The sequence below is a fragment of the Paenibacillus sp. FSL M7-1046 genome (assembly GCF_038007405.1).
In the GTDB taxonomy this organism is placed as follows: Bacteria; Bacillota; Bacilli; order Paenibacillales; family Paenibacillaceae; genus Paenibacillus_AQ.
In genome coordinates this window covers 1,778,373-1,790,098 of record NZ_JBBOXB010000001.1, presented here as the reverse complement: position 1 = coordinate 1,790,098, position 11,726 = coordinate 1,778,373, and the positions used below count along the sequence as shown (strand labels likewise).

The 11,726-nt window shown below is 50.2% G+C and carries 9 protein-coding genes; 7 read left to right on the top strand and 2 right to left on the bottom strand.

Annotated features, from left to right (window positions below; all coding sequences use genetic code 11):
• Positions 1–188 precede the first annotated feature (188 nt).
• From NYE29_RS07640 to NYE29_RS07610, 7 genes are all read left to right on the top strand, one after another.
• Positions 189–1,178 carry an ABC transporter permease gene (locus tag NYE29_RS07640; protein ID WP_340895174.1) on the top strand — a complete coding sequence of 330 codons (990 nt, stop codon included), beginning with the start codon at positions 189–191 and terminating at the stop codon, positions 1,176–1,178.
• A gap of 18 nt (positions 1,179–1,196) precedes the next feature.
• Positions 1,197–2,087 (top strand): carbohydrate ABC transporter permease, encoded by an 891-nt coding sequence (locus NYE29_RS07635; protein ID WP_076113869.1) that lies wholly within the window; start codon positions 1,197–1,199, stop codon positions 2,085–2,087.
• Between the two features lie 114 nt (positions 2,088–2,201).
• Positions 2,202–3,890 carry an extracellular solute-binding protein gene (locus tag NYE29_RS07630; protein ID WP_076113868.1) on the top strand — a complete coding sequence of 563 codons (1,689 nt, stop codon included), beginning with the start codon at positions 2,202–2,204 and terminating at the stop codon, positions 3,888–3,890.
• Between the two features lie 208 nt (positions 3,891–4,098).
• Positions 4,099–5,883, top strand: a complete 1,785-nt coding sequence (locus tag NYE29_RS07625; RefSeq protein ID WP_256718253.1) for a cache domain-containing sensor histidine kinase — start codon at positions 4,099–4,101, stop codon at positions 5,881–5,883.
• Positions 5,880–7,466: a response regulator gene (locus tag NYE29_RS07620; protein ID WP_340895170.1), complete on the top strand. Its 1,587-nt coding sequence runs from the start codon at positions 5,880–5,882 to the stop codon at positions 7,464–7,466. The genes NYE29_RS07625 and NYE29_RS07620 overlap by 4 nt, the downstream gene beginning before the upstream one ends.
• An 18-nt stretch (positions 7,467–7,484) precedes the next feature.
• Positions 7,485–8,288 carry an aminoglycoside N(3)-acetyltransferase gene (locus NYE29_RS07615; RefSeq protein WP_340895169.1) on the top strand — a complete coding sequence of 268 codons (804 nt, stop codon included), beginning with the start codon at positions 7,485–7,487 and terminating at the stop codon, positions 8,286–8,288.
• A gap of 355 nt (positions 8,289–8,643) precedes the next feature.
• On the top strand, positions 8,644–9,282 hold the full coding sequence (locus NYE29_RS07610) for a histidine phosphatase family protein (protein WP_340895168.1): 639 nt from the start codon (positions 8,644–8,646) through the stop codon (positions 9,280–9,282).
• A gap of 120 nt (positions 9,283–9,402) precedes the next feature.
• Here NYE29_RS07610 and NYE29_RS07605 read toward each other — a convergent pair whose 3' ends face one another.
• Together NYE29_RS07605 and NYE29_RS07600 are read right to left on the bottom strand one after the other, a co-directional pair.
• Positions 9,403–10,677: an MFS transporter gene (locus tag NYE29_RS07605; RefSeq protein ID WP_340895166.1), complete on the bottom strand. Its 1,275-nt coding sequence runs from the start codon at positions 10,675–10,677 to the stop codon at positions 9,403–9,405.
• 54 nt (positions 10,678–10,731) lie between these two features.
• Complete coding sequence (locus NYE29_RS07600; protein WP_340895165.1) at positions 10,732–11,634, bottom strand: ArsR/SmtB family transcription factor; 903 nt, start codon at positions 11,632–11,634, stop codon at positions 10,732–10,734.
• Positions 11,635–11,726: the final 92 nt, after the last annotated feature.

Genomic DNA, 11,726 nt, shown 5'->3' with positions numbered 1-11,726 from the left:
CAAATGAGGAAGGCTGAAAAGGCCTTTCTCTTTTTGTATAAAATATCTTAAATCTCGTCCTTATCCGAAAAATGAGCCCCTAAATATGAAAATTGCGGCCTTTCGGGGAACGCGGAATACAATTACAATAAATACATAGAGCTGTAAGCGCTTTAAATATAGATAGATTGGTTTTGGAGGTCCATATCATGGAGAACAAAAGAGGCGACGGAATAAATCCGGCGAAACGGCCGCTGATTCCTGCGGCAATCGAAACCGGTTTTGGTAACAAACGGCCATTCTGGAGGAGATTTCTGGCCCAGCGCCATCTGCAGACAATGGCATTGCTCGGCGTGGTCTGGATGATCATTTTCAACTATATTCCAATGTACAGCATCATCATCGCTTTTAAGGAGTACAACATCGTCAAGTCGATTTCCGAGGCCCCCTGGGTAGGTCTTACCCACTTTAGGGAGTTTCTAGCGGATGATAATTTTGGGAATGTCATGAAAAACACTCTGGGGATCAGTTTAATCAAGCTGTTTATCGGTTTTCCTTTGCCGATCCTATTCGCACTTTTTCTGAATGAAGTCCGTTCGATCCGGTATAAGAAAACCATTCAGACGATTTCCTACCTGCCGCATTTTCTTTCCTGGGTAGTGCTCGGCGGGATTCTCGCCACATGGCTGGCGGATGTCGGGATCATCAACCATATCTTGATGGGGCTTCACTTAATCGACCAGCCCATTACTTTCTTGGCTGAGCCCAAGTATTTCTGGACCATCATCATCACCTCTGATATTTGGAAAGAGCTTGGCTGGTCAGCTATCATCTATCTGGCAGCGATCGCCGGTGTATCTCCCGAGATGTATGAAGCAGCAACGATTGACGGAGCCGGAAGGTTCCAGAAGATGTGGTATGTTACTTTGCCATCGATCAAATCGACGATCAGCATCCTGTTTATTCTTGCGGTCGGCGGTGTGATGAACTCCAACTTTGACCAGATTCTGGTCCTGCGCAATTCGCTTAATGACAGCAGTAGTAATGTAATTGATTATTATGTTTACCAGACCGGCCTACTTTCGGCGCGTTTCTCTTATTCTGCTGCTATCGGGCTGTTCAAATCAGTTATCGCTCTCATTTTGCTGCTGATTGCCAATCGAGTAACCAAAAAAATCAACGACACATCGTTGTTTTAGGCCAAGGAGGACCTGCACATGTTTGCACTGAATCGCAAAACAAAGGGCGAAGTCATCTTCGATCTAGCCAACAATGTCTTCATGTTATGTATATGTTTCATTACCCTATATCCTATCTGGTACGTGCTGATCAACGCCTTTAACGATGGCAAAGACGCCATGTTGGGCAATATTTACTGGTGGCCGCGCATGTTCACCTTTAAGAACTTCGAGGCGGTATTCGCAAGCCCCGGCATTATGCGGGCCATGTGGATTACCGTGGCTAAGACCGCAATCGGTGTAGTCGCCCATGTATTCTTTACAGCCATGGTAGCTTATGCGCTTTCCCGCAAGGATCTGATCGGAGGCAAAATTTATATTCTGATGGGTACAGTAACTCTCTTCTTTGCGGGGGGGCTCATTCCGAGCTATCTGCTCATGCGGGATCTGCATCTATTAGAGAACTTCTGGGTTTATATTATTCCAGTGTTGTTCAGCTTCTATGATCTAATCATCCTGATGACCTTCTTCAGGGAAATTCCAGACGGATTGGAAGAGGCGGCCCGGATTGACGGGGCCAATGACTGGTCGATTTTCCTGCGGATTATACTGCCGGTATCCATGCCCGTCCTTGCTACGATTGCGTTGTTCCATGGCGTGTATCAATGGAATGACTATTTTACAGGGATGATTTACATCAACAATGAGAGTATGCAGCCCATTCAGACCTATTTGTACCGTGTTGTGGCCCAGTCCAGTTCAAACCAGATGATGGTTGCCGTTCAGGGCAGCGCCCTTACCAAAACGGTAACGTCACAGTCGATTAAATTAGCGACTATGGTGGTCACTACACTTCCAATTGTATTCGTATACCCGTTCCTGCAGCGTTATTTTGTCAAGGGAATGATGATTGGCTCGATCAAGGGCTAAAAGTGACCTGTAAAACAAAGCTTCGGCACACCAAGGTAACTCCTCCAGTCGTTTCGCAACGGTTCTGGGGTTATAGCTTATAATTACACATTCTCAGAAAAGGGGTAAAAAAGCATGGGAATAAAACGTAAGCCAAAGAAAATGGTGCTTCTGCTGCTGACATTAATCATGTCACTTTCAACAGCAGCCTGTTCCAGCGGCAATGGTGAGAAGAATAACGAGGGTAAGGCTAATAACGGGAAAGCGGCCAATGCGTCAGCAACAGCAGAGGCGACCAAAGCGCCCGTATCTGCGGATGAACCCGGATGGAAGTCCGATACTTCTCCGATTACCTTTGACTGGTATCTAAATTTCGCCTGGTTCCCTAATAAATGGGGTGTAGACCCAACCTCCCAATATATTACCAAAAAAACCGGTGTAGATATTAACTTCATCGTTCCTGCAGGTAATGAAAATGAAAAACTGAATACCCTTATGGCTTCCGGTAAGCTGCCCGACTTCATCACGCTGGGCTGGTACGAAGATGCTGTTAAGAAAATGATCGAAGGCGAGCTTGTGCTTCCGCTTAATAAGCTGGCTGATGAATATGACCCTTACTTCTACAAAGTATCCGATCCGGACAAATTAGGATGGTATACTCAAGCGGATGGTAATGTTTACGGCTATCCTAATGCTTCCTCTTCTCCAGCCGACTACGAGAAATATGGCGATAAATATGTATCCAACCAAACCTTCGTTGTCCGCAAGGATATGTATGAAGCTATCGGCAGCCCAGACATGCGCACACCGGAAGGATTCATGAACGCGCTGAAGGCTGCAAAAGAGAAATTCCCTGATATCGATGGACAACCGATGATTCCGCTGGGTCTGCATGAGTTTACCGCAACCGGTAACGATTCGTTGGAGCAATACATTCAGAACTTCCTGGCTATTCCAAGAGAAAAAGACGGCAAGCTGTACAACCGCGAGACAGATCCTGAATATATCAGATGGATGAAGACACTTCGCCAAGCCAATCAGGACGGACTGCTGGCCAAGGATATCTTTATCGACAAACGTCCGCAAATGGAAGAAAAAATTGCTCAAGGACGTTACTTCGCAATGCTGTATCAACGTACCGACTTTGCAACACAGCTTGGCACAATGTATCAGCAAGACCCGAATAAAATCTATATCGCTGTGGACGGACCGGCTAACACGAACCTGGATGCGCCTACGCTGAACGGGCCTGCTATTTCCGGCTGGACAGTAACCCTTATCTCCAAAGATGTGAAGGATAAAGCCCGTGCCATCAAGTTCCTCAGCTACCTGAACAGTGAGGAAGGCAATAAAGACCTTTATTTAGGGGAAAAAGGTGTGAGCTACGATACCATCGATGGCAAAGATCAATTCAAACCCGAAGTATTTGAGCTGATGAATAAAGACCGTTCTGCATTCGACAAGCAATACGGCTCCTCCTTTACCTTCTGGATGCTAATGAATACCAATATTACAGATCAATGGACACCTAAATCGGTAGAGCCTTTCAAACAGCTTGAAGACTGGACCCGGGGAAAAACACACAGTATCTCCGAGTTTGACCAGATTGATCCATTGGCCAACTCTCCAGAAGGGATTATATTAGCCAAAGTTAAAGAGCTGCGCAGCAAAACACTGCCGAAGCTGCTGATGGCTTCTTCGGACGGGGAATTTGACAAAATTTGGACAGATTACATCGACAAACAAAAGGATCTGGGTCTTGAAAAGGTGCAGGCTTTCCAACAAACGAAATATGAAGAGAACAAGAAGAAACTCGGCATGTAAAATAGTAAGGTTCAAAACGCCCGCTGACCGCGGGCTTTTGGGCGTTTAAAATAAGTAGTCGTACTAACGGTGAGGTGAACGTTACAGCGTGAAACTGGGCAAGCGTACTCGGGATATATGGGAATCATTTTTTTATTGGTGGGGGAGGCGTTCACTGCAAAGCCGCTTAATCGCCGCATATATTTTTATTATTTTGGGCCCCTGTTTAATGGTGTCCTTTTATTCGTATAAGGCTATCAACAATACTTACTTCAAGGATGCTATCGACAAGAACAGCTATCTGCTGCAGATGGAGAAGCTGCATATCAATAATCAGGTCGAAGCGATGGAACGTGCGGTTCAAATGGCCTATGAGGATAAGGAGGTACAGGATTATCTGGCAAATACGGAAGAACCGGATCTGGTAGAGTTAGTGGATTTTAATACCAATGTCTTTACGAATATGACACGCATCCAATATAACAATCCGAACATCGAACACTTGCGCTTGTATTCGAATAGTAATGTTCATGAGATTTCGCCCATTATCTTCCGTGAAAGCCGTGTAGCCTCTGAGCCTTGGTACCAGAAAGCAGAAAAGCTGAAGGGGAAATTTTCGTGGTCTTTTCTAAATAGTGACCGGGATCTGCTGGAGCGTTTTTACGGACAAAAACCAAAGCTTGTGCCAAAAGTATCGCTGCTGCGTGAAATGAGTATTCCAGCAGATAACCATATCGGAATGGTTCAAGTCGACATGCTGCTGGAGCGGTTTACGCCTAAGACTTATACAACTGTACAGGATAGCCAATCTCAAATGTTGCTGGTTGATGGGGAGATGCAGCTGTTTACGCGGCCAGACCACTCTTTTCTGCAAGAGAACAGGAAGATGGCTGCAGCAATTACGGATCGTCTGCAATCGTATAATAAGACAGGGAATTGGGATATTCACTATACGGAGAACGGGAAGTCTTTTCTGTTTATTAACACTCCGCTGGACCGGATTGATGCGCACCTGCTTAATGTAGTCTCCATGGAAGGCGTCATGAAGGAGATTTCACATACACGGAATTTAATTATCGGCGTTAACATCGGTTTTATTATATTAGTGACCGTTATTGCTTACGTGCTTAATGCATTTATTCTTAAGAACTTGCGCCGCTTGACCGAAACGATGAAAAAAGTGCGTAGAGGTGAGGCATACACGGGGATTACGATCCGGGGCGGCGGGGAAGTGGGCGAACTCGCACATCATTTCTCAAAGCTGATGAATACGATTAATACTTTGGTTGCTCAAGCCGTACAGAAGCAAGCCCTATCCAAGGAGGCAGAGCTTCGTACATTACACAACCAGATCGATGCCCACTTTCTGTATAATACACTCGAAAATATTAAAATGCTGGCTGAAATGGAGAATCAGCGTACGATTTCCGATGCACTGACCTCGCTCGGCGGCATGATGCGTTATAATTTCAAATGGTCTGGCGAGTATGTGAAGCTGCGTGATGAAGTCCGCCATATCGAAAATTACATTGAAGTGATGAATATCCGCTTCGAGTATCCTATTGTTTTGAAGCTTCGCATTGAAGCTCACTATTTAGAGCTGGAGGTACTGAAGATGTCATTGCAGCCTATAGTTGAGAACAGTGTTAAGCATGCCTGGACCGGAGATAAAGAGGAAATGAAGGAGAGAATTATCTGTATTGATATCTCGGAATCCGAAGGCGATATCTTTATAGCTGTCCATGATAATGGGATCGGGCTTACGGCGGAGCGGTTGGCCACTTTGAACGAGAGCGTGTACGCTGTCAAAGAAGAGCAGCCGGCCGCAAGCTTTAGCGGTACGGGAGCCAATAATCCTAGAGCAAGCGGAATCGGACTAAGGAATGTACACCAGCGGCTGCAGCTGTTTTATGGCGGCGCTTATGGGCTGGAAGTGCAGAGTGAGCCAGGGAAATGGACTACGGTCTTCATGACGCTGCCTAAAGTTCTTTTGACGGGGGATAAACAACCATGATGAAACTGCTGATTGTAGATGATGAAAAAATGATCCGCCAGGGCCTGAAAGCGATGATCGAAAGGGAATATCCGTCGCAGTATAATATTGCGCTGGCAGGTAATGGTGCGGAGGCGCTGGAGCTGTTCAGGCAGGAACACAGAGACATTATTATTACGGATATCCGCATGCCGGTCATGGATGGCATTGCACTGCTGGAGCACTTGTCTGCGGAGGCAGCGCCGGGTGAAGACCCGGCTGTTATCATCCTGAGCGGCTATGATGATTTTGAATATGCCAAAAGTGCCATCCGCTACCGTGCCAAGGATTACTTGCTAAAGCCTATCCGCCGGGATGAGCTGTTCAGTATTCTGGAGCAAATCGTTCAGGAGAAGAAGGAGCGTGAGTCCGGCGTCCACAGACTGGAGCTGGAAACGGAGGGTTTCCGCAGGGAGCTGCGTTCGGCCCGTTTGAAGGGACTGCTGATGCCGCAGAAGGTGCAGCCATCGCCCGAACAGCAAGAGGAACTGGGCCGGTTGGAGCTGCCTTTTACAGTTGGTGTACTGAATTATTATTACAGTGACGGTGCGCGAATGAAGCCGGAGGAAGTACAGGGGATGGCCGAACGGCTGGTCGGTCCGCTGGAACAGAAATTTATCGAGATTCTGACAGATTGGGAGGGGAAGCTGGTGCTGGTCGGCGGCGGCAGGGAAGGTTTTCTGGAGCTGTCCCGGCAAGCCGGGGCCAGGGAGCTGAAGGGGCTGCTCATCGGTATAGGCAGCAAAGGCCGCAGTCCGGAGGAATTCCAGACCTGCTACAAAGAAGCCTGCCGTGCGCTGCAATATACTTTCTTGTCTCCGCAGGCAAGCTTTATGGATTATACCGATATCCAGGCCGACCGGCTTAGCTTTCCGTCACCGGACGAAGAACTGCGCAAGCTGCTCAACATGCTGGGCACAGACCGTGAGAAGGAGATCAGGAATCTCCTGGGCGTTATTTTTCAGATCGAACATTTGCCGCAATTGGATTTGGCTTACCTGGAGAGTGTGGGCCGGAGTATGAATGAACGTGTGCTGGATGAGGTGTTCCGGGTACACGGAGAGGCATCCGTAGAGGTGCTGAAGCTGTACCGTACGGTCGGTGATTTGTACAATTACCGCCATTTCCATGACTATTACCGTGCACTGGAGCATTTGCTCATCAGTATAAACGATTATATTATAGGCATTAGGACTGCTCATAGTGAGCATGCCGATATGGAAGAAGCGCTGGCCTACATCGAGGACCATTATTCCCGCCCGCTGAATATGGCAATGGTCAGCAATTACGTTTCGCTTAGCTACTCCTATTTCAGTGAAGCCTTTAAGGCTTATACCGGCGAAAGCTTTGTCGTATACTTGAAAAAAGTCCGCATCCGCCATGCAAAGAAACTATTGTCCGAAAACCGCATCAAGCTGGCGGAGGTGTCTGAGGCTGTCGGGTTCGAGAACAGCAAGCAGTTTGCCCGGGTATTTAAGGAGCTGGAGGGCATCTCTCCGGGGGAATTCCGGATGAAGCAGCTGGAGAGGCTGCCTTCCCGCGCGGATAACAAGGAATTCTATTAGCCGTTTGGAGGGTTTAAAGTGGAAGAAATTCGAGGGGATTTGATAACGGTTGAGACGCTTGCGGCAGATTTCCGGAAGCTGGGAGTAACCGAAGGTATGACTTTGCTGCTGCATTCGTCCTTTAAATCGCTGGGCCAGTGGGTAGCCGGCGGACCGGTGGCGGTTATTCTCGCCCTGGAGCAGGTGCTGGGGGAGGAAGGGACGCTCGTGATGCCTACCCATTCCTCCGATCTGACCGATCCGGCCGGCTGGAGCAATCCGCCGGTGCCCAAGGAATGGTGGCAGAGTATCCGGGAGCAGATGCCGGCCTATGATCCGGACATGACGCTGCTGAGGGGAATGGGGATCATACCCGACTGTTTCCGCAAGCAGAAGGGGGTTAGGCGCAGCAGCCATCCGATCCATTCCTTCGCCGCATGGGGGAAACACCGGGATGTGATTATTGACGGCAATGCGCTGGATTTTGCCTTGGGGGAACATTCTCCCCTCGCCCGGATCTACGATCTGAATGGAAGCGTGCTGCTGCTCGGGGTGGATCATGTCAACAATACCTCACTTCATCTGGCCGAACACCGGTCTAGTTATGCCGGGAAGCAGGAGGTAACCGCCGGAGCGCCAATGCTGGTGGACGGAGCCAGACAATGGGTGGAATTCAGAGATTTCAACTGGAATTCGGATGACTTCGCAGCGCTTGGCGGGGAATTTGGCCAAGATACGGGACGGATTACATATGGTACGGTTGCCGCCTCGGCAGCTCAGCTGATTCCGCAGCAGGAGATTGTTGATTATGCGGTGAAGTGGCTGGAGAAGAAGCGGAAGTAATGCTGAAGAAAGTAATGATTAAGTGAAACTGACACGAGGTAGGAATAACCTAGAGAGGAATTCTTTGAATCTATATAGATTGAACTTGAAAACTTGAGATAAGGGAAGGAGCGACGGAGGGGGATTTTGGAACTGGAGGAGCGGTAGCGTCCGCCTTTGTCTTCGGATTTCTACCGCTATTTGCGGTTAAAATCAAGAAATCCGAAGACAACAGCGGCAGGAAGTCCAAATATTCACTGTAGTTGCGACTGATCTGTAATCTAAAACCTTAAGTTCAATCTATATAGAAAGGAATTCTTTGAATCTAGAAATGAATGAATCACGAACAATCGGAGCCAGGAAAAGGGGAGCGAACATGGGGACGACAACAATATATCTCACACGGCATGGACAGACGGAGTGGAATGTCCAGCAGCGGATGCAGGGACATCAGGATTCGCCGCTTACACCGCTTGGCGTGCAGCAGGCGGAATGGCTGAACCGTGGGTTAAACAAGGTACAGATTGATGCCATCTATGCAAGCTCCAGTGAGCGGACCTTGCGTACGGCAGAGATTATCCGCGGAGAACGGACGGTTCCGGTAATCGCTTGCGATGAATTCAAGGAGATCCGAATGGGCTTGTGGGAAGGCTGCGAGTCTGCGGAAATTGAGCGCGCTCATCCGGAGCAGCATCATTATTTCTGGAAAGACCCGGAGAAATTCTCTGTAGAAGGCAGCGAGACGTTCCGGGAGGTGCAGGAACGGGCACTGCAGAAGCTTCTGGAGATTGTGGACAAGCATGAAGGGCAGACCGTACTCATTGTTACGCATACTGTAGTGATTAAGGTGCTGATGGCCCATTTTGAAGGCAGGGCAATGGAGCAGCTATGGGATCTGCCATATATTTATCCGACCTGCCTGTGCAGAATTGATATTACGGACGGTGTGCCGGAAATTGTGCTGCATGGAGATACGAGCCATTATGAAACAAGCGAAGCCGGAATGGAATCCTAGCTGATTCGTGATTTGTGTTCCGGTAGATTATTAATCGAATAGAAGCAGCCAACAGGCGATGATCCGGGAATCCGGCATCGCCTGTTTCCGGTGGGCTGATCTGAGTATTTATTTGTTCCGTCACTGTTCGGCGATTGCGCTTTGCGCTACAAAGGTCCCGCCGCTCTGCCGGGTCTTAGCTTCAAGTGCTGACAGGTCGCCGTCCAGCGCCTTCAGGCCCGGAAGCAGCAGCGCCAGTCCGGCGCAAAGGAGAGGAAGCAGCCCGGCGGCCAGGAACAGTGCAGGTACGCCGTAAAGCTCGGCGACGGCTCCCCCTGCAAAAGCGCCAAAGGGCTGCAGGCTGCCGCCGATCAGGAAGCGGATCGAGTTGACCCGGCCCTGCAGGTTGCCGGGAACCAGCCGGCCATGCAGGGAGGAGCTTAACGAGCCGAAGAAGGGGCCAAGGACTCCGGCGGCGAATACGGCAGCGAGCGCAAACGGAAAGCTCGGAATCAGGCCCCAGAGCGCAGTGGAGAGCCCAATGGCTCCCAGGCTTCCCAGCATCACGAAACGTCTTCGTTTGATTTCACCCAGCAGGGAAATTATGCCGAGTCCGGCTAAGGTTCCAAGTGCGGAAGCTGTTGTTAGTGTACCCATAGCCGCCGCGTCACGGTGGAGTACCTCGCGTACATAGGGAACCATCATAGTCCAGACGGCAACGGAGCTTAAGTTGCTGATGGAGGCCATCATCATAATGGTCAACATCGCCGGAAACTGCTTGTAGAAGGTGAAGCCTTCGGCAATCTCCCGCATATAAGCCGGTACGGAGAAGGTGCCGGAGCGCGGCGATGGCTTCGGCATCTTCGGCAGGCAGAGCAGAGTGGCTATGGCAGCGGTATAACAAACCGCGTTGATGCTAAGCGCCGGCAGGGCTCCGCTGGCGGCGGTCAATACACCGGCAAGCGCCGGGCCCAGCAGCGCGGCCGCGCCTTTGCAGCCGTCGATAATGGCGAAGGCGCGCACCAGCTTCCGGCTGTCGGCGACGCCGGGAATCACCGCCATGGCCGTCGGCATGAACAGCGCGGCGCAGGCCCCGCTGAGGCTGGCGGCGGCGAAGAGATGCCAGAGCTCCAGCTTCCCGGCCAGGCCCATGCCCAGCGGCAGCGCAATCGCCAGCAGGCGGATAGCCGCCAGGCAGGCCATGAAGCGCACGCGGTGCAGCCGGTCGGACAGCGGCGAACCCAGCAGGCGCAGAAGCAGCTCCGGAATGCCGGAGCTGAGGGCCAGTGCCCCCATAGCCAGCTTGGAGCCGGTCAGCTCGTAGACCAGCCATTCCATGGCCAGCAGGCCAAAAGCATCCCCGAAGGCGCTCAAAGATATGGTGGACAGCAAACCATAATAGCTGCGTTTTTTCACAGGATGTACTCTCCTTTCGAGGCAAACCTTACTAGATCAGTTCCAATCACTGCATCAGCTCTCCAGGTAGGCCCCGATCTGATGAGGCAGATTGCCCAGTGCTTCAAGGCGCAGACTGTACGATACGCTTTTTCCGCTGGAGTGGACAATGACGAGACCAGCTGCGCGCAGAGCGATAAGATGATAATGAATCGTGCTTTTGGACAGGCCGACCTGCTTGACGATCTCGGTGAAGTTCAGCTGTTTGCCCGCAAGCAGGCGGAGAATGTACAGCCGTGTCTCATCGGACAGCGCCCGGGTAAGCCGGAGAAGTGCGGGAGCCGGACGTCCTTCTTCCGGAGGAAGAACATCACAGGAGTAGCTGGTGAACACAAATTCATCGTACATAGCGGAAGTAACCAGAGGCCGGGGATGATATTGCGGAATAATAATCACCTGCTTCAGCTGCTCGGCAGGATACAGCCGCATGCCCTCGGTTGCCTGTTCGAAGACCTCCATGTCATTCCCGCCGTTCAGCATCGCCCGTCTGGCTTCAGCCTCCCGGCTTAACCCTTCAAGGATTTCAGGATTGATTCCACTGAAATAACCTGCATCCCAGGCACGCAGAATTTCAGAGGTGGAGTTCCGCAGCTCCGCAAGATTGGACGGGACGGATTGTCCGAAGCGTCCGGCAATCTCAAACAGCTCACCTGCAGACAGATCCTCGAACCAGTGCATAAAGCCGCTGACCGAACGGTCCCCCGGACAACTCCAAATATACGGCGCCAAACTGAAATCCTCGACAAGGGTAATAATCTCCCGCATTCTCTGGAGCTGCACCGGTGCAAATCTGGCCTGGACCTCACGGACCCAGAGCTTTCCTCCATCCATGGCATTATGATTCTGCTTCCAGAGAAAAGCGTTCAGGCTGGCGATACATTCATACATGGGCGCAAAGTCGACTTCTACTTTGTACATTGTTGGGGTTCCTCATTTCCTTCTGTAAATGTGTGTGTAAGATATTGTTCTATAAATATAGAACTAATTATTTGTTTTATTATATGCGAACT